19 protein-coding genes are annotated in these 18,542 nt (G+C 67.0%); 8 read left to right on the plus strand and 11 right to left on the minus strand.

All coding sequences use genetic code 11. From position 1 onward, the window contains the following. Window positions 1-3 precede the first annotated feature (3 nt). Together ACFXNW_RS01415 and ACFXNW_RS01420 are read right to left on the minus strand one after the other, a co-directional pair. On the minus strand, window positions 4-867 hold the full coding sequence (locus ACFXNW_RS01415) for an MlaE family ABC transporter permease (RefSeq protein ID WP_379415055.1): 864 nt from the start codon (window positions 865-867) through the stop codon (window positions 4-6). A 3-nt stretch (window positions 868-870) separates the two neighbouring features. After that, window positions 871-1,689: an MlaE family ABC transporter permease gene (locus tag ACFXNW_RS01420; protein WP_379415056.1), complete on the minus strand. Its 819-nt coding sequence runs from the start codon at window positions 1,687-1,689 to the stop codon at window positions 871-873. Window positions 1,690-2,239: 550 nt separating this feature from the next. Between ACFXNW_RS01420 and ACFXNW_RS01425 the strand changes: the two genes are divergently transcribed. Next, window positions 2,240-2,914 carry a S1 family peptidase gene (locus tag ACFXNW_RS01425; protein WP_379415057.1) on the plus strand — a complete coding sequence of 225 codons (675 nt, stop codon included), beginning with the start codon at window positions 2,240-2,242 and terminating at the stop codon, window positions 2,912-2,914. 119 nt (window positions 2,915-3,033) lie between these two features. On the opposite strand, the gene ACFXNW_RS01430 is transcribed toward ACFXNW_RS01425, so the two are convergent. After that, a complete protein-coding gene (locus tag ACFXNW_RS01430) occupies window positions 3,034-4,491 on the minus strand; it encodes an MFS transporter (protein WP_379415059.1) in 1,458 nt (485 codons plus the stop codon). A gap of 21 nt (window positions 4,492-4,512) precedes the next feature. Continuing rightward, window positions 4,513-5,151 carry a hypothetical protein gene (locus ACFXNW_RS01435; protein ID WP_379415061.1) on the minus strand — a complete coding sequence of 213 codons (639 nt, stop codon included), beginning with the start codon at window positions 5,149-5,151 and terminating at the stop codon, window positions 4,513-4,515. Between the two features lie 209 nt (window positions 5,152-5,360). On the opposite strand from ACFXNW_RS01435, the gene ACFXNW_RS01440 reads away from it, so the two are divergent. The 3 genes from ACFXNW_RS01440 to ACFXNW_RS01450 are packed head-to-tail and all read left to right on the plus strand — an operon-like array spanning window position 5,361 to window position 8,499. Further along, on the plus strand, window positions 5,361-5,879 hold the full coding sequence (locus ACFXNW_RS01440; RefSeq protein WP_379415063.1) for a DUF6764 family protein: 519 nt from the start codon (window positions 5,361-5,363) through the stop codon (window positions 5,877-5,879). A 41-nt stretch (window positions 5,880-5,920) separates the two neighbouring features. Further along, on the plus strand, window positions 5,921-7,135 hold the full coding sequence (locus ACFXNW_RS01445) for a serine hydrolase domain-containing protein (protein WP_379416235.1): 1,215 nt from the start codon (window positions 5,921-5,923) through the stop codon (window positions 7,133-7,135). Window positions 7,136-7,167: 32 nt separating this feature from the next. Beyond that, entirely contained in the window at window positions 7,168-8,499 is a 1,332-nt protein-coding gene (locus ACFXNW_RS01450; RefSeq protein ID WP_379415065.1) for a cytochrome P450, read from the plus strand. A 152-nt stretch (window positions 8,500-8,651) separates the two neighbouring features. Here the strand turns inward: ACFXNW_RS01450 and ACFXNW_RS01455 are convergent, their stop codons facing one another. Next, on the minus strand, window positions 8,652-8,843 hold the full coding sequence (locus ACFXNW_RS01455) for a hypothetical protein (protein WP_163822471.1): 192 nt from the start codon (window positions 8,841-8,843) through the stop codon (window positions 8,652-8,654). Between the two features lie 135 nt (window positions 8,844-8,978). Between ACFXNW_RS01455 and ACFXNW_RS01460 the strand changes: the two genes are divergently transcribed. Beyond that, complete coding sequence (locus ACFXNW_RS01460) at window positions 8,979-9,866, plus strand: Ig-like domain-containing protein (protein ID WP_379416236.1); 888 nt, start codon at window positions 8,979-8,981, stop codon at window positions 9,864-9,866. A 66-nt stretch (window positions 9,867-9,932) separates the two neighbouring features. On the opposite strand, the gene ACFXNW_RS01465 is transcribed toward ACFXNW_RS01460, so the two are convergent. From ACFXNW_RS01465 to ACFXNW_RS01475, 3 genes are read right to left on the minus strand one after another with little or no spacing between them, the layout of a single operon-like run. Then, window positions 9,933-11,936 (minus strand): M13 family metallopeptidase, encoded by a 2,004-nt coding sequence (locus ACFXNW_RS01465; RefSeq protein ID WP_379415066.1) that lies wholly within the window; start codon window positions 11,934-11,936, stop codon window positions 9,933-9,935. Between the two features lie 43 nt (window positions 11,937-11,979). Beyond that, window positions 11,980-12,360 (minus strand): DUF397 domain-containing protein, encoded by a 381-nt coding sequence (locus ACFXNW_RS01470; protein WP_379415068.1) that lies wholly within the window; start codon window positions 12,358-12,360, stop codon window positions 11,980-11,982. Between the two features lie 10 nt (window positions 12,361-12,370). Next, a complete protein-coding gene (locus ACFXNW_RS01475; RefSeq protein WP_379415069.1) occupies window positions 12,371-13,222 on the minus strand; it encodes a helix-turn-helix domain-containing protein in 852 nt (283 codons plus the stop codon). Window positions 13,223-13,354: 132 nt separating this feature from the next. On the opposite strand from ACFXNW_RS01475, the gene ACFXNW_RS01480 reads away from it, so the two are divergent. Beyond that, on the plus strand, window positions 13,355-13,879 hold the full coding sequence (locus tag ACFXNW_RS01480) for a hypothetical protein (RefSeq protein ID WP_379415070.1): 525 nt from the start codon (window positions 13,355-13,357) through the stop codon (window positions 13,877-13,879). Here ACFXNW_RS01480 and ACFXNW_RS01485 read toward each other — a convergent pair. Together ACFXNW_RS01485 and ACFXNW_RS01490 are read right to left on the minus strand one after the other, a co-directional pair. Then, the gene (locus ACFXNW_RS01485; protein WP_379415071.1) at window positions 13,857-14,330 is read right to left on the minus strand and encodes a DUF4190 domain-containing protein; all 474 of its coding nucleotides are present in this window, start codon (window positions 14,328-14,330) and stop codon (window positions 13,857-13,859) included. The two genes, ACFXNW_RS01480 and ACFXNW_RS01485, sit on opposite strands and share 23 nt — an antisense overlap. Window positions 14,331-14,493: 163 nt before the next feature. Continuing rightward, window positions 14,494-15,285 carry a pirin family protein gene (locus ACFXNW_RS01490; RefSeq protein WP_379415072.1) on the minus strand — a complete coding sequence of 264 codons (792 nt, stop codon included), beginning with the start codon at window positions 15,283-15,285 and terminating at the stop codon, window positions 14,494-14,496. Window positions 15,286-15,508: 223 nt separating this feature from the next. Between ACFXNW_RS01490 and ACFXNW_RS01495 the strand changes: the two genes are divergently transcribed. Continuing rightward, window positions 15,509-15,976 carry an NUDIX hydrolase gene (locus ACFXNW_RS01495; protein WP_379415073.1) on the plus strand — a complete coding sequence of 156 codons (468 nt, stop codon included), beginning with the start codon at window positions 15,509-15,511 and terminating at the stop codon, window positions 15,974-15,976. A 150-nt stretch (window positions 15,977-16,126) separates the two neighbouring features. Next, complete coding sequence (locus ACFXNW_RS01500) at window positions 16,127-17,458, plus strand: hypothetical protein (protein ID WP_379416238.1); 1,332 nt, start codon at window positions 16,127-16,129, stop codon at window positions 17,456-17,458. 127 nt (window positions 17,459-17,585) lie between these two features. On the opposite strand, the gene ACFXNW_RS01505 is transcribed toward ACFXNW_RS01500, so the two are convergent. After that, entirely contained in the window at window positions 17,586-18,365 is a 780-nt protein-coding gene (locus ACFXNW_RS01505; protein WP_379415075.1) for a hypothetical protein, read from the minus strand. Window positions 18,366-18,542: the final 177 nt, after the last annotated feature.

Below are 18,542 nucleotides of genomic sequence, written 5' to 3' on the forward strand. Positions count from 1 at the left end.
TGCCTACCCCGAGATCCTGATGCCGGGGTTGACACCCCAGATGGCCAAGGTCATGAACAGATCGGCGAAGACGACGAGGATGATGCACATCTTGATCGCGCGACCTGCTGCCACACCGACACCCTCGGGTCCGCCCGAGGCGAAGAAGCCGTAGTAGCACTGGATGAACGTGGTGATCGCGACGAAGATAATCGCTTTGAGCAGCGAATACAGCACGTCGGTCGGTATCAGGAATTGGTAGAAGTAGTGCATGTAGGTACCGCTGTCGGTACCGCCGATCATCTGCACTGTCAGCGCGCAGGAGATATAGGCCATGGCGAGGCCGAGGCAGTACAGCGGGACGATGGTGATCATCGCCGCGATCATCCGGGTGCTGACCAGATAGGGCAGCGGGCGGATGGCGATCGATTCGAGTGCGTCGATCTCCTCGGAGATGCGCATGGCGCCCAATTGGGCGGTGAAGCGGCAGCCGGCCTGGGCCGCGAAGGCCAGGGCGGCCAGTAGCGGACCGAGTTCACGAGTGGTCGCGAAGGCGGAGATGGCGCCGGTGATCGGACTCAAGCCGAGCAGTTCGAGCGAGGTATGGCCCTGGATACCGACGGTCATGCCACCGAAGGCGGACAAGATCAGGATGACGCCGATCGTGCCGCCACCGACGACGAGATTGCCATTGCCCCACGTGACATCGGAGAGCAGCCGCCAGACTTCCTTCGGGTACTGCTTGAACGCCAGCGGCATCGAGCCGAGCGAGCGCAGGAAGAAGAACACCTGGTGGCCGAGGCGGGCCAGCATGTCCTTGGGCGCAGTCGCCGCGGACTTGAGTTTCTGGAGAGGCCGCAGCAGGGGCGGCACATAGGTTGCGGACACCGGCTACACCACCGTCGGGGGGAAGAGGGTGTTGTAGACCTGCGTGAAGATCACGTTCACGCCGAACAACATCACCGCGGACATGACGACGGCCGTGTTCACCGAGTTCGCGACACCACCCGGGCCGCCGCGGGTGTTGAGCCCGGTATCGCAGGCGATGATCGCCGCGAGCAGACCGAACAGCAGCGATTTGATCAGTGCCACCAGCAGATCGATGGTCACCGCGAACGAGGAGAAGGTCGCGATATAGGAACCGGGTGTGCCGCCCTGGGCGAAAATATTGAAGATGTAGCCGGTCAGGAAGCCGACGAAGACGACGAAGCCGCACAGCAGCACGCTGACGATCATCGCGGCGCCGAGCCGGGGGGCGACCAGTCGCCGCATCGGATCGACGCCCATGACCTTCATGGCGTCGATTTCCTCGCGGATGGTCCGGGAGCCGAGGTCGGCACAAATGGCCGAACCGACGGCACCGGCGATCATCAGCACGGTGACCAGTGGTGCGCCCTGCTGGATGATGCCGAGACCGTTGGCCGCGCCGATGAACGAGGTGGCGCCGACCTGACCGGCGACCGCGCCGACCTGAATCGAAACGATGACACCGATCGGGATGGCGACCAGCAATGTGGGCGCCGCGGCGACACTGGCCATGAACGCGCATTGGCGGATGAACTCGTCGAACGGAAACCGGCGGCGGAAGATGGCGACGACGAGTTCCGTGATCGCCTGCGCGCCCATGGTCATCTGACGACCGAGCGTTTCCAGCGACTTTTTGGGATGGTCGCGCCAGTAGCCCTTCGTCCACTCGACCGCATCGCTCATCCGCGAACCTGCTGGTGGACTCTTGGTCGACTGCACTGACTAACCCCTCTCGACGTCGGTTTACCTGCCCCGACGACTTGTTTGCTTGACGCACCTTACTACGGAGTAGCGCAGAACACACCATAGACATGTGATTGCGGTCATAGACCGTTGTCACTATCCATCGCGACCACTGAGTTATCGCTCTCGGGTTGGTATTGGTCCCAATCTTTCATGGAAAAGAACTGGAACGAGTTACAGTTCACCTGCGCGAACGCCGGGCTCGGCATCGAGTCAGCTCCTAATTAATAGGGAAACCATTCATTCAAAATTGCGCGGATTCAATTCTGGACAAGCGACCACGACCGAACTCGGTTTGTAAAGTTCAGTTCGAATAATGCGATCGTTGATAGCAAGAGGCTATCTCCGTGGAATGAGACAGCCCTGCCGCGATGTATTGAAATCGGGGTCCCGGTGGGCACCTCGAAGCCGGTGGCGCGCCCGAGCGCAATTACTGACACGATGGGTGCCACAGCTTGATATCGTGCGGGCTTCCGACGTCTGGAGGGACATGTTCAGCAAACTCGCCAAGGCGGCCAACGCCGTCCTCGCCGTCGCCATCGGAGCGGCGCTGCTCGGGACCGGTGCTGGCGCCGCCGGCGCCGCTCCAGGCGCGCCGGTCATCGGCGGTGGATCTGGAATCGTCATCGACAATCAGTTCGAGTGCACGGTGACCACGGTCGGCCACGATGCGGCGGGACGCCTGGTCGGGCTCACCGCAGGGCACTGCGGCGACGCGGGCGCGCAGGTGTATGCCGAGGTGGACCGCGGCTACGGCCCGATCGGCAAGTTCGTCTTCTCCAACCACGAACTCGACTACGCCGTCATCCAGTTCGACCCGAACCGGATCACGCCGGTGAACCGGATCGGCAATGTCAGCATCACCGGGATCGGCGCGCCGCCGCAGTTCCCGACCATCGTCTGCAAGGAAGGCCGGACCACCGGCAACACCTGCGGCGTCACCTGGGGCGATATCTTCCAGACCAATTACGAGACCTGGGCCCAGATGTGCGTGGTCGAAGGTGATTCCGGCGCGCCGGTCGTCGTCGGGTCCACCCTGGTCGGCATGGTGAACGCCTACCTGGCCATCGCCTGCTTCGGTCCCGAGGTCGGCACCAACCTGACCGCGATCATGGACGACGTCAACGCGCGCGGCGGGGCGGGAGCGGGTTTCCGGCCGATCTAGGTCCTTCGGACTCCAGATCTTCGAATGAGCGGGCAGCGATGCCCGCTCATTCGGCTTTTCGGGGGAGTTCACCGCGCCACGACGGCCCCGCGCTGTCTCTACGCGGCGGCCCGAGACCGTTACCCGCTGCGATCGACGACCGGAGCCAGCGCCGGCGCGGACACTCCGCACTGGGGCATGCAATCCACGTTGTCCAACGTCGGCGCGCGCTTGCGCGGCTCGCGCAGCAGCACCGCGGCGAGCAACGCGCCGGTGAGCAGCAGGCCGGCACAGATCCACATGGCGACACCGAACCCGGAATCGAACTCCGCGGGATCACCGAGAGCGCCGGAGATTCCGGCCAGGCCGGGCAGCGCCGCCACCGCGAGCAGTTGTGCGGTGCGGGCGACGGCGTTGTTGACCCCGGAGGCGATGCCCGCCTCGCTCGGCGCGACGGCCCCGAGCACCGCGCCGGTGAGCGGAGCGACCAGCACCGCGAGACCGAGACCGAACAGCAGCACTCCGGGCAGCACATCCACCACGTACGTGGTGCCGGGACCGATGCCGAGCAGCAGCACCAGGCCGAGCGCAGCCAACATCGGTCCGGCCGTCATCGGCAACCGTGGACCGTGGCGCTGCGCCCACCGGCCCGCGGGCGCGGACAACAGCAGCATCAGAATCGTGACCGGCACCGTCGCCATCCCCGCTTCCAGCGGCGAATACCCGGCGACCACTTGCAGTTCCAGCACGAGCAGGAAGAACACTCCGCCCAGCGCGGCGTAGACGGCCAGAGTCACCAGATTCGCCGCAGTGAACACCCGGGAGGCGAACAAGGTGGGCGGCACCAGCGGATGGTCGCTGCGCAGTTCGATCATCACGAACACCCCGAGCAGCACCGCACCCGCGACCACCAGCCACGGCATGGCGTCGATCAAACCGAGCGTGAGCGCGGCGAGGGCCACCGCGACGACGAAAGCGCCCGGAATGTCGAGCCTGCTGTCGGCCTTCGGGTCGCGGCTCTCCGGCACATGCCGCACGGCCACCAGCACCACGATCACCGCCAGCGGGACGTTGAGAAAGAAGATCGATCGCCATCCGCCCAGCTCGATCAACCACCCACCCAACAGCGGGCCGAACGCACCGGCCACCCCACCGAAACCGGACCACAGCCCGATCGCGGCGCCCTGATCACGGGAATCAATGGAGGAGGAGATCAACGCCAGACTGCCGGGGGTGAGCATCGCGCCGGCCACGCCCTGCAGGACCCGCGCCGCGACCAGCATTTCGATGGTGACCGCCGCCCCGCACAGCACCGAGGTGATCGCGAATCCGATGACGCCCCAGACGAACACCTTGCGCCTGCCGAGCCGGTCGCCGAGCGAACCGCCGAGCAGAATGAACGAGGCGAGGGTCAGGGTGTAGCCGTTGAGCGTCCACTGCAGGCCTGCGACATCGGTGTCGAGCGAGGCCCCGATGCGTGGCAGGGCGATATTGACCACGGTCGCGTCCAGCGACGCCACCGACGACCCGAGCACGGTGGCCAGCAGAATCCAGCGGCCGGTACCCGAGCGCAGACGTGGCAGCTCAGCGGTGCTCACCGCTCCCAAGATACGGCTGTTTTACAACTCTTCGACGCACACCACGAAACGGCGTTCCGGGTAGACGTAGCCGCTGCCGCCCGAACCGCAGGCATTGGCGTCGTCGGCGTCCTTCTCGATCGAAAGCACCTTCACTCCGTCGACCGCCGGTTCGGTGCAGTCGACCCGCTTCGGGTCTTCGCCACCGACGTCCATGCAGCCGCCGACCACCCAGTCGATATCCAGGCACAGCGCGCCCTGCTCGACGCCGTTGACGGTCTCGGCGTAGTAGCTGTCGGCGTCGCTGACGCATTCGGATCGCTTGGCGACCTTGCCGATGACCTTGTAGTTGGCCGCGCGGCTGCCACAGGAGGCCTTATCGATCTCGGCGTCGGTGGTGGTGCCGCCGAGGGTTACGCAGTCGCCGATCTCGGCCTCGAACGAGGTGCTGCCACCGGTGGGTGCGGTACTCGTGGTCGAGCGGGGCGTGCGCCGGGTGGTGGTCGGCTCCGAATCGGACGACGTTTCGGGCGTGCTCGTGGTCGAGATGGCGTTGTCCAGCGCGGGCTGTGCCGTGCCGGAGACCGTGTTGCTACACCCTGCGGCGAACGGTACGGCGAGCGCCGCCGCGACGGCACAGGCCGCGAGCGCACGATGGGCGAGGGTCGATCGACCAGACACGAAAAGTCCTCCCGAGCAGCAACGCCGAACTCACACCCCCGGCAGAATCCGAAGTTCACAACAGTGCATGAAATACCTCGAAATGAATACACCACAGCTGCGGCGAGGTCGAGTCGAGCGGCGCGGCGCGCGTCGCCGAGAGCCCAGGAACCGCCCCCGCAGCAACAATCTCGCCTATGGTGAGAAGGCCGGTGCGAGAGGAGTCGGACATGAAGCTGATCAGTGCGATCGTCTGCGCCACCGCGGCAGCCGGAGCCTGCCTCGCGGCTCCGGCGGTGGCCTCGGCAAATACTGTGCAATGCGCTGCGGATAACGGTGCCGATGTCATGATCCTCGACGGCGACCACGGTTGCCGCGCACGCACCGGCGACGTCGGCAAGGCTCGATCGGCCGGAGTCGACGGCATCGGTTACGCCGTGGCGACCTCGGGTGCCACGGCGGTCGGAATCGGTGCGGCCGGTGGTCTCGGCGCCAGCGAAGGGGTCGGCGGCATGCCGATCGCGGTCGGCGTCGGACCGGATGCGGTGGCGTTGACCTCGCTGCTGCCGGTGGGCGACGCGCCGACATCGTCGGCGATGGCGGTCTCGCTGGCATTGGACGGATCGCGCGCCCAAGTCCTCTCCGATGAGGACGCCGTGGTGTGCCTCGGCGTCGCGGCGTTCGCCTGGAATGCCGGCACGGGGGATGCCTGCCTGGCGACTCCGGTGGGCCGCTGGCAGCGGTCGTGAGCACGGCAGAACCGGCGCGCGGTTTCTCGGCACCGCGCGAGATGCTCGTCGACCCGCGCTTCATCCGGCTTGCCGACCATTTCTTCGCCATGTTCACCCAGCCGAGCCGCGGTGGCGGCGCGCTGGCGATCTATCTGGACGGCGAACCGGTCGTCGATATCTGGGCGGGCTGGGCCGCCAAGGACAAGCGCTGGAACGGCGAGAATGTAGCGCTCACCTTCTCCACCGGCAAAGGCGTCGCCTCGACGGTGCTGCATCGGGTGGCCGAACGCGGGCTCATCGACTACGAGACTCCGGTGGCCCAATACTGGCCGGAATTCGCCGCACACGGCAAGGACGAGATCACCGTGCGCGATGTGCTCTCCCATCGCGCGGGCCTGCACCGGGTACGCGGGCTGGTGCCTGGACGCGAGGGCATCCTCGACTACGGCTCGGTGGTGCGCGCACTCGCCGACAGCCCACCGGATCCGCGGCGCATCCGCACCTCGGGCTATCACGCCATCACCTTCGGTTGGCTGGTCGCCGAACTGGTGCAGCGGGTCACCGGCGATCCGTTCACCGATGTGCTGCGGCGTGAGATCGCGATCCCGCTCGGCATGGACGAATTCTGGTTCCGGGTACCGGAATCCGAGCGCTACCGGATCGCCAAGACCTTCCCGCATCTGGCGCCGCCCGGCATCCGCTGGAACACCGCGTCGTCGGTGCTGTCGTGGGTGCGGCCGGTGCGCGGGCTGGCCGAGGCCGGGATGCCGGAGAGTTTCGACGAGTTGGTGCGCGATCCACGCGTGCACGATGCGGTGATGCCGGGCTGGAACGGGGTGTTCTCGGCGCGGGCGCTGGCCAGGATGTACGGCGCGCTCGCCAATGGCGGGCAGGTCACGGGGCTCGGTGCCGACAGCGGGCGCATGATCAGCTTTCTGAAACCGGAAACCATCGACAAGATCAATCAGGTGCAGCCCACCGAGAGCCGGGATTACGTGCTCGGATTTCCGTTGCGGTTCACCCTCGGCTATCACCGCCCCGTGCTGATGACCAAACAGCAGCCGCGAAAGGCGTTCGGACACTACGGTGTCGGCGGTTCCGGCGCGTACGCCGATCCATTGCTCGGAATGTCGGTCGCCTTCGTCACCAACCGGCTCGGCAACGCGGTCACCGCGCTCGGTGACGCACGGCTGGCACGGCTGGCGGCGATGGCACGCAATACAGTCCAGAAACAGCGACCGGTCGACGACCTCGACGCGATCCGCGAGCACTGAACCGCTGCCGCCCACGGTCCGTATCCAGCGGTATGGACTCGACCACCCACGGCGGCGCGGTCGCATTACGGCGCCCACGCCCGGCGCTGGCGCATGCCGCGGCCGCGGGCATCGACTTCCAGTGGTACTTCCGCAGGCGGCGCGACCGGGACGGCGATCCGTTCCTGCTTCGCTTCCCCGGACTCGGCGAAGCGGTGTTCACCGGAACCCCCGAGGGCGCACAGCAGCTGTTCCGCGCGCCGATCGCCGCGCTCGAGCCGCCGCGACCGAATCCGATCGAACCGCTGGTCGGCACCGCATCACTCATCCTCACCGGCGGTGAACGACACCGCCGTGACCGCGCGCTGCTCGCGCCGGCGCTGCACGGGTCGCGGGTGCGCGCATACGGCGAACTCATCGAGGAATCGGTGCGGTTCGAAGTCGACCGATGGCAGCCGGGAACCGTGATCGACGCGCGTTCGGCCGCAACCGCCATCACGCTGCGGGTGATCCTGGACGCGGTATTCGGCGTCGGCAGCGAACGCCGCGCCGCCTGCACGGCCGCGATCGGCGCCTTCCTCGGCAGCTTCTCCGGGCCGCTGATGCTGCTGCCCGCGCTGCGTCACGGCCTGTTCGGGCGGGCGCCGTGGGACCGGTTCGTCGCGGCCCGCGACCGGCTGGATCGGCTGCTGCTCGCCGAAATCGCCGAGCGACGCGGCGGTGGGGCGGGCGCGGACATCCTGTCGACCCTGCTCGACACTCGCTACGAGGACGGCAGTGCGATCTCCGACAGCGACCTGTGCGATCAACTGCGGACATTGCTCGTCGCCGGGCATGAGACCACGGCGAACACGCTGGTGTGGGCGCTGCTGCGGCTGCACCGCGAACCCGTCGTGCTCGACCGGCTGCGGACCGAACTGCGGGAGACGAGCCCGGCCGCGAATCCGGTGGAGCTGCCCTACCTGGATGCGGTCTGCCAAGAAACATTGCGCCTGCATCCACCCGTGCCGATCGTGCTGCGCAGGCTCATCGAACCGTTCTGTTTGCGCGGTGCGGCGCTGGCGGCCGGCGACATCATGGGCATCGCGGTGCCGCTACTGCACTCGGATCCGGCGGTGTGGACCGAACCGGACCGGTTCCGGCCCGAACGCTTCCTCGAACGCCGCTACACCCCGTTCGAGTTCGCGCCGTTCGGCGGTGGACATCGCCGCTGTGTGGGCGCCGCCCTCGCCGACCTCGAACTGCGCATCGCCGTGGCGACGATCCTCGCCCGCGCCGAGTTGCGGCTCACGCCGCCGCTGCGGAACGGTGGCCTGCCCCGCGCCGTCCCGCGCGGAATCGCCACCGGGCCCAGCCGCCGCGTCCGGTTCGAGGTACTCGGGTGATTTAGCTCACCAAGATGTTTGGAGCTGCCGATCTCCGAGCGCGCGGCAGGATTTCCGCACCGAGCGCGACTCACCGTTGTGAGCGGGGCGTTTCGCGGTGGATCTGCCTGCCGCCGCGAGGCATGCGCAATCGAACAGCCGGTGACGGCTGCCTATGACCGGCGGACCCGGCTGGAAACGTCGGCGCGCGGACGGTAGGAATGGTCGGCGGAGCGGTAGGTGTAGCCGCCAGGGTCGCCGTCGTCATCGACTGCGGATCCGCGGATACCCGGTCGGGGCCGCTCCGGGCTCCACGAACCCGTCGGTGCGCCGAGATCGATGCGCTCGCCGCGGGTGCCGCGCATGTTCGATGCCGATCCGTGGGGTGCTCCGCAGGTCGGGTGAGTATTCACCGGGCCGCTCCGCAGGTCGCGCATGACCGCGCCGTGCAATCCACGGTGGGTCGAGTACGACCGAGAGATGGAATGGACGAAGAACATATGTTTGCCGCCAAGACCACCGAGTCGACGACCGCGCGCCGCCGTGGCGCGCACCGGCTCCGCCAGGGCGTCCTGTTGACCGCGGCGATCGCCGCCGCGGGCGCGTTGCTCGTCGCTCCTGCCCAGGCTGCCCCCCACCTGCCCTCGGGTTCGGCGGAGATGGCCACCGAACCGGTGCCGCCGCAGGCGAGTTTCGCGCCGCCGAGCCTCAATCCCGGTGAGGGCGAGGTCGTCGGTGTCGCGCAGCCGATCATCATCAACTTCAAGGACCCGGTGGGCGATCGCGCCGCCGCCGAGCGGGCCATCAAGATCACCTCGTCGAATCCGGCCGAAGGCCACTTCTACTGGATCAACGACAAGCAGGTGCGCTGGCGGCCCAACGAGTTCTGGCCGGCCGAGACCGACGTGGTGGTGGAGGCAGGCGGCAGCCGTAGCGCCTTCCGGATCGGCGAATCCCTGATCGCCACCGCCGACGACAACACCAAGACCATCACCGTCACCCGCAACGGCGAGGTGGTCAAGACCATGCCGACCTCGATGGGCAAGACCGACCACGAGACCCCCAACGGCACCTACATCGTCGGTGAGAAGCGCCGCGAGATGGTGATGGACTCCTCCACCTACGGTGTGCCGATCGACGATCCCGAGGGCTACAAGCTCGACGTCGAGTACGCCACCCGCATCTCCTACAGCGGCATCTTCGTGCACGCCGCGCCGTGGTCGGTGGGCCAGCAGGGCGTGTCGAACGTCAGCCACGGCTGCCTCAATGTCAGCACCGAGGACGCCAAATGGTTCTTCGAGAACGTGAAGAAAGGCGACGCGGTGGTCGTGCAGAACACCGCGGGCGGCACCCTGAACAAGGGTGACGGCCTGGGCGACTGGAACTGACCTTCCTGAGTCATAGCAACGGCGGCGCGTCCCTCGAGGACGCGCCGCCGTTGTCGTTTCCGCCCCCTACCAGATCTTGACGCGCTCTTCGGGCTCCAGGAACAGGGCGTCACCAGGCTGGATATCGAAGGCCTCATGGAAGGCGTCGATATTGCGGACCACCGCATTGCAGCGGAACTCCGGCGGCGAATGCGGGTCGGTGGCCAGCCTGCGGATGGCCTCCTCCGGGCGAGCCTTCGTGCGCCACACCTGCGCCCAGCCGTAGAACACGCGCTGCAAACCGGACAGCCCATCGATGACCGGTGGCTCGGCGCCGTCGAGGGAGATCCGGTACGCCGCCAACGCGATCGAGAGCCCGCCGAGGTCGCCGATGTTCTCGCCGATGGTGAATTCACCGTTGACGGTGTGCTCGTCGGCGAGATCCTTCGGCGACAGCACCCCGTACTGGTCGATCAATGCCTTTGTGCGCTTGGCGAATTCGGAACGATCGGCATCGGTCCACCAGTCGACCATATTGCCGTCACCGTCGTACTTGGCGCCCTGATCGTCGAAGCCGTGGCCGATCTCGTGCCCGATCACCGCACCGATACCGCCGTAGTTCGCGGCGTCGTCGGCGTTCATATCGAAGAACGGCGGCTGCAGAATCGCTGCGGGGAACACGATTTCGTTCATCCCGGGGTTGTAGTAGGCGTTGACGGTCTGCGGCGTCATATGCCATTCGTCCCGGTCGACCGGGCCGCCGAGCTTGTTCAGGTCGCGGTCGACCTCGAAGGCGTAGCCGCGCCGGTAGTTGCCGACCAGGTCATCGGCGGCGATCTCCAGCGCCGAATAGTCGCGCCAGCGGTCGGGGTAGCCGATCTTCGGGGTGAATTTGTCCAGCTTGGCCAGGGCGGCGGTCCTGGTGTCGGGTCCCATCCACTCGAGCTCGGAGATATTGCGGCGGTAGGCCTCCCGCAGATTCTCCACCAGCTCGACCATCCGCTCCTTGGCCGCGGGCGGAAAGTGCTGCTCCACATACAGTTTGCCGACCGACTCGCCGAGCAGATCCTGCACCAGCGACACAGCCCGCTTCCAGCGCTCCCGATTCTCCTTGGCGCCGGTGAGGGTACGGCCATAGAAGTCGAAGCTCTCATCCACCAGTGCGTCGGTGAGATACGCGGCGCGCGAACGCAATACCCGCCACATCGCCCACGCCTGCCAATCGGCCTGCGACTCCTGCTCCCAGGTGCGTGCGAAGACGCCGAGGTAGTCGGGCTGGCGGACGACGAGCTCGGCGAACAGTTCGCCCGCATCCTTCGTCGCGGTCTCCGACAGGGCGGCAGACCAAGCATGCCAATCGAATTCGGGATGCTCGGCGGCCAGTTCGGCGAAGGTCCGCAGGTTGTAGCTCAGTTCGGCCTCACGACGGCGCACCACATCCCAATGCCCGGCGGCGAGCTTGCGTTCGAGTTCGAATACGCGCTGCCCGACGGGTTCGGCCGGCAGCAGAGCGGCGAGGGCCTCATCGGCGGCGGCAAGCGCGAACATCCGGTCGATATGGGCGATATAGGCGGCGCGGATCGCGTCGAATTCGTCCTGGCGGTAATAGGACTCGTCGGGCAGCCCGATACCGGACTGGGTGAGGTTCACCAGGTAGCGCTGGGAATCCTTGTCGTCGGTGTCGACGTAGACCGCGAGCGCGCCACCGACGCCGGTGCGTTGCAGTCTGCCGAGCAGTGCGGCGAACGCGGCGCGATCGGCGACCTCGCCGATCGCCGACAGCTCGTTCGCGATCGGGGTGAGCCCGGCCGCGGACACGCGTCCGGTGTCCATGAAGCTCGCGTACAGGTCGGCGACCTTGCGGCCTTCGGTGCCCGGCGCACCGCCTGCCTGCTGGATGATGGCCTTGACATCGAGTTCGGCCTGGTCGTAGAGCGTGCGGAAGGCGCCGTCGACGGCACGGTCGGCCGGAATCTCATAGGACTGCAGCCAGGAGCCGTTGACGTGCGCGAACAGGTCGTCCTGCACCCGAACGCCCGGGTCGAGGTAGGACAGGTCGATACCGGAGGGACTGGTCAGTTCGGAGGTCACGACCACCAGTATGCCGGTGGCAGTGACCTCCGTGGGGTGACGTTCAAGCGGGCAGGATGATGCGGTCGAACTCGCCGTCGGTGGCGCCGGCGAGGAAGGCTTCCCACTCCTCGGGGGTGTAGGTAAGGGTGGTAGAGCCGTGGCCGAGCCTGGTGTGGCCGTCCTCGGCGGTGTGCACGGTCAAGACGCAGGCGGTGTGCCCGCGTCCGGTGACGGTGGCGATGAATACGGTCCATTCGCATGTGGTGACGGTGATGACGGGCTCTTCGTCGGGGCGATTGGCCGGGTTGCGGCGATATTTGCTGTCACGGATGAGCACCGCATCACCATCGAACCGAACCTCGACACATTGGTTTCCGTTGTTGGATCTGCTCGATGTGAACCAGCCGCGGGCATGCGGCCGGTACTTCGCGGTGGTGGCCATGTGCCGCATTTTACCCGACTACATACCGTCTGAGCAGGGATAATGACTCCTCTCGCGGCAATGATTGCTCGAGTGCGCGCACATAGGCGAAGCTCAGATCCCGTACCTGCTCCGGATCGTCGACGGCGCCGCCGAACACCGCGCCCTCGGCCCAGCCGAAGGTCGGTACCTGCTCGCCGGCGAAGTCGATCAGATGGAAACTCGACCCGCCGAGCACCGCGCCCGCCGGGGCGGTGAACGGGATGACGCGCACCTCGAGGGTGTCGAGTTCGGTCATCAGATCGACCAGGTGGCGCAGCTGGGCCCGCAGCACATCCGGCCCGCCGGTCTCCTGGCGCAGCGTGCCCTCGCCGACGACGGCGGTCAGCTCCACCGGGTCGGGCCCGCGCAGCCGCTGCTGCCTGTGCATTCGGATCGCCACCAGCTGCTCCACCTGGACCGGCCGGATCATGACATCGGCGCTGATCAGCGCCCTGGCATAGTCCTCGGTCTGCAGCAGCCCCGGCACCACCGAACTGTCGTAGCTGCGGATACTCTGCGCGCCGTATTCCATGCCGTAGAGCCGCTGCAATTCCGGGCCGATCAGCGCCGACGACTTCGCCCACCAGCCGCGCTGTTTGCTCGCCCGCAGCAAATCGACTAATTCGGCGCGTTCCTCGGGGACCACTTCGAGCAGATCGAGCACCGGGCCGATGGTGTTGGCGGTCAGCACCCGCCTGCCCTTCTCCACATGCGACCAGTTGGCGGGGGTGAAGCCGACCTGTTTTGCGAACCCGGCCGAATCGAACCCACGCTGTTCGCGCAGCTCACGTAGCCGCAGCACCAATTCCCAGCGGGCAACTGTCGGTGACACGGGTGCCATGGCTGCCGATGCTACGCCCGCGGAAGTCATCGGCGTGTGACTATTGTCAGGGCTGGTGGTCGGGTCTACTGTCGGAGTCAGCGGTTGATCCCTTCCTGTACGAGATCCACCAGCGCCGAGGCGAGGTTCGTCATGAGTACGTCCCGCACTGATTCCGAGCCGGGCAGTTATCCCGCGTCCGATCCGCCCCTGAATTTCCTTGCGGTCCAGGACGCCATTACCCGCTGCCGCAGCTACCGCAAAGAACACGGCCTGTTCGCCATCGTCGACCAGACGCTCGGCCGCATCATGCTCGAGATCGGGGCGGTCGGCGCGGTCGCCATGCCCGCCGCACTCGGCAAGCAGGTGCACGACCGGCTCGACAGCCGCGGCATGCGCAACGGGCCGATCGTCGCCCATCCGCGCTCGTCACGCTGGACCTTCCTGACCGAGCCGATCGACAACTCGTACCTGGACACCGAGCTGTTCGCGGACCTATTCCGCGAATGCGCGTCGGTGGCATTGCCGGGTAGCCAGATCGTGCTGCCCTCACCGGCCGATGAGCACAGCGGCTACCGGGTCTGGATCAACCCGCCCGAACGCGACTACCGGCCCGAGTTCGGCGACGTCGTCGCCGCGACCAGGGCCGTCGCGATCAGGGAGCGGGAGTCGGAGTGACCGTCACGCCGAGCTTGTCCTCGAGCCGCTGGTTGAATTCCGATTCGCACCGGTCGATCTCGGCCTGATCGTTGCCCGCTTTGGTGACGCAGTCGTAGAAGTCGGTGACGCCTGCGTCTTCGGCGATCCCCCAGTAGATGATTCCCATGATGATCGCGCCGACGATCGCGAGTACGCCCAGAACCAGCCCGATCCATGCCATGACGGCGCCGCCCGCGGTGCCACGCATCGCCTTGACCACCGCGATGACACCGAAGATCACCGCGAACACACCGAACAGCACACCGCCGAATACCGACCAGAACGTCACTGCGGCCAGGATGCCGAGCACCAGCGCCGTGATCGCGAGGCCCTTGCGCTGTGGGGACTCCTGCCAGTACTCCGGCTGACCCGGGTACTGACCGGGTGGAGGCGGCGGGTAGCTACCTGGAGGAGGCGGATATTGCGACATGGGGGTCCCTTCGGTCGGTGGCCGTTGGTCGAGGGTCCGGCGTCGGTTGATCGTGGCGTCGGTTGATCGCGTCTGCCGCCCCACGATGTTAATGGCGCACCGGCCGATTACGGCGGTGGTGCGCGCCCTGTTCCGGCGTGGTGTGCGCTGGCCGGCGCGGCGGTTACGGGCCGCCCAGGCGCGCGTGCATCTCCCAGACCAGCACCTCCGAGGGCATCTTCGCGTGGATGCGCTGGCCGCCGGAGCGGGTCATCCGCACCGCGTCACCCTCATACAGCGGGCCGACACCCTCCATCTCGACCTCGCCGCGCGCAACGAAGACGTGCAGGTACAGCGCGTCGGGGAGCTCGAAGACCGAATCCGAGCTGCCCGGCTCGGTGGCCGCGAGCCGGGCCACGTGCAGCGCGGAATGGCTGCTGTTGATGGCGATCGCGGTACGGTCGCGGTAGCGGGGCAGTCCGGAAGCGACGGTGACCAGCCCGCCCGCAGCCAGTTGATCGTCGATCTCGAGCTGCTGATAGCCCGGATCCACGCCCGGCTCGTCGGGCAACACCCACATCTGGACGAAATGAACCGGCTCGTCGTGTTCGGGACGGTTACCGTCCAGACGCCAGGAATCGTTCTTCTCCGAATGCATAATTCCGGTGCCCGCACTCATCCGCTGGGCCAGACCGGGATAGATGATTCCGCTGTGGCCGAGCGAATCCTGATGGACAAGGCTGCCGCCGAGTACCCAGGTCACGATCTCCATATCCCGGTGCGGATGCGTTTCGAAGCCCTGACCTGGCAGAACAATATCCTCGTTATTCACCAGCAACAGGCCGTGATGGGTGTTATCGGGGTCGTAGTGCTGTCCGAACGAGAACGAGTGTTTCGAATCGAGCCACGAGATTCGCGTTTTCATGCGATCGCCGCCGCGATGGACATCAATATGTGGAGTCGTAAGTGTGGACATCGCGGTCCTCCTCTCGGGCCCGGGCACCATCGCCTTTCCGGTTCGAAGTACCACGGCGCCGCTGCGGCGCGCGATACTCGATATTCCTTGTAAATTGTCTGCACTCGGCATTTTACGCGAGCAACCAGCGGATGAACGGTAGGTGAGCAGTACCGGCCGATCTGTCGAATCGGAGCGGCGGCGTAACAGAATGTGCCCCAACGGAACCGGAGGGATGGGCCGGATGCGACCGGAAACACTCGCACGCGTCGAGCGGCAGCTCCGAACCGAGGCGCAACGGGACGGGATCACCGACTTCGTTGTCGGCGTCGCGGTATTTCGCGAGCGGAAACTGCTGGTCGTGCGGCGCGTGCCCGACGACTATCACGGCGGCATGTACGAACTACCCGGCGGCGGCGTCGAATCCGGGGAAACCTTCGCCGACAGCGTCGTCCGGGAACTACGTGAGGAAACCGGCCTGCGAGTTCGCACGATCACCGATTTCCTCGGCAGCTTCGACTACGCCACCAGAACCAAGCCGAGGGTCCGCAAATTCGCTTTCGTGGTGGAGGCCGAACCGGGCGAGGTCGAACTGGCGCCCGGTGAACACGATGCCTACGCCTGGATAGATGCCGCCGCCCTCGCCGATCTACCCATGGCGCCGGATATGCGCCAAACCGTGAGTTCGCTGGTCAGCACCGGAATTCGCTGACCCGGATCGCGCAACTGCGAGGGGCACCACACGTGATCGGAAATATGCGCGTGGCCCGAGCCGGGTAGCCTCACGGCCGTGTCCAGTGCTCGCCCCGACAACCGCCACGCGGCGGACGAATCCGGCGAACCACCGGCCACCGAGCCCTCGATGACCGCGCGGGAGAAGGCCAGGGCGTTTCGGATCGCGCTGCGGGAGAGCCCCGGCGTGGCGCGACTGGCGCTGGTGCGGTTCACCGGCCAATTCGGCGATGGCATGTTCCAGGCGGCGCTTTCGGGTGCGATCCTGTTCAACCCCGAACGCGAAACCGATCCGCTGGCCATCGCGGCCGGGTTCGCGGTGCTGCTGCTGCCCTACTCCTTCATCGGTCCGTACGCGGGCGCGCTGCTGGATCGCTGGGATCGGCGGGCCGTGCTGCTGGTGGCGAATGTGCTGCGTGCGGTGCTGATCGCGGTGGTGAGCCTCGGCCTGCTCGCGGGTATCGGGGAAACGCCGCTGCTGCTGCTGGCGCTGGCCGTGGTCGGGATCAGCCGCTTCGTGATGGCGGGGGTGTCGGCCGCGCTGCCGCGGGTGCTCGCGCAACGCTGGCTGGTGCCGACCAATTCGGTGCTCGCCACCGTGGCTTCCGGCTGTGCCGGGGTGGGTGCGGCGGCCTCGGTCGCGGTGATCGGGTTGATCGGTGCTGGTGATACCGGGTCGGCGGTCGCGGTGGCGGCCAGTGCGCTCGGTTCGGTGGTCGGCGCACTGCTGGCGACGGGTTTCGCATCGCGTGCGCTCGGCCCCGAGGCGGGTGCGGCAGCGCGGACCGGCACGGTGCGCGCGATCGCCACCGGCTTACGTACCGGCGCCCTGGCGGTATGGGAATCTGTGCAGGTCACTACCGCGATGATCGGGATCGGCACCCATCGGATCGTGTTCGGCGTGAACACCCTGATCATGGTGCTTGTGTTGCGGCAGGCGCCGTCGGACGGCTCCGGGGTGGACAGCGGCCTGATCGGTTTCGGGATCGCCATCGCCGCGACGGCGAGCGGAATGCTGGTGGCGGCGGTGGTCGCGCCGGTTCTCATCCCACGTCTCGGCAGGCCGCGCACGGTGTTGGTTGGCCTGGTGACAGCGACGGCGGTGCAGTTGCTGCTGGTCACGCCCATCGCGGTGGCCGAGGCGGGCGATGCCGCGCAGCGTGCGCACCAATTACTGCTGGCCGGGGCGTTCCTGTTCGGTCTGGCCGGCCAAACCATCAAGCTCACCGGTGACGCGGCGATGCAGATCGATATCGACGACACCCGCCGCGGCCAGGTCTTCGCCCTCCAGGACACCGTGTTCAACGTGGCATTCGTGCTGGCCATCGCCCTGGCGGCACTCGTCGTGCCTGCCAACGGCCGATCACTGGCGGTGGTGTCGGCCGGTGCTGCCATCTACTGCGCCGGAATCGTGGCCATCATGCTGAACACCCGCCGCGGGCGCGCTGTCCGAACCGAATAGCCGGGTATCGCGCGGCTCGTGCCGAATAGCCAGATATCCAGGCGGATCGGCCGACCCCGCGCAGCGACCCCTCGAAACGTCGGCGAAGACCCCGACCCGGCCTGGACCGGCTGGACAAGCAGACCGATCAGCCCTGTCCGTCGGCTGCGAACCCGATCGGATCCGCGGGCGGTTCTTGGAGTCCGAGCGATGCGTTCAGCTGCACCTCGAGATTGAACTGCACCACCAGGCCCGCGGGATTGCCCGGCTGCACGTCCGGCCGCGCGAACGGGTCCGCGAATGGTGCGGGCATACCGGCGTGCGGGCCCGCCGGAGGCAGGAGTTGCGTCGGCGCAGGATTCCCGTCCGCGTGGTCGGTAGGTGGGAGCGGCGGGGCAAAGGGATCCGCAGGCGGAAGGGGATGCGGTGCACCACCGTGCCCAGCGAACGGGTCGTGGGGCGAACTCGGATGCGGCGGCGCAGAATTCGGGGCGGCCTGCCCGGCGAACGTTTCCATTGCCGGCGCAGGGTACGTGGCGGGGTGCCCGGTGAGCGGGTCGGTGGGGGGCTCGAAACCACCGGTCGCGGTGGTGATGTCGGAGGCCGGTGGGGCCTCGCCGCGCACGACCCAGTCCAGGGGTTCGCTGGCGGCGTCGGCGGCGGTGCCGGTGATCTGGTGGTCCCAGACGCCGGTGCCGGAGGGGTCGGTGAAGAAGGCGTCGAGTACGCCGTCGTCGTTCAGGTCGAGGGCGGCGACGTCGGCGACGCCGTCGCGCTGGGTGTCCCACATGGCATCGTCGGCCAGTCCGTCGCCGTCGAAGTCCAGTTGCACGGCGTCCGGCGATCCGGTCAGTTCCAGATTCGCCTGCGTCGACCAGACGTCGACGGTGCCGTCGCCGGTGCCGAAGGCGTACTCGATCTCGTTCATATCTGCTTGGACGCGGCCCAGGCCGATCCGGTTCCACCGCGAGCAACATTCGTCGAAGCAACGCCCTTATCCACGGGTTTCCCCTCCGCGCGCGGTAAGTTGATCTTCGACTGATCCGGTCGGGCCCGGAGACGGTAGCGTCGCAGCACCACGCAGGGCCGCAGGATCAGGCGTACA

This window comes from Nocardia sp. NPDC059180 (assembly GCF_042754945.1).
GTDB lineage: Bacteria > Actinomycetota > Actinomycetes > Mycobacteriales > Mycobacteriaceae > Nocardia.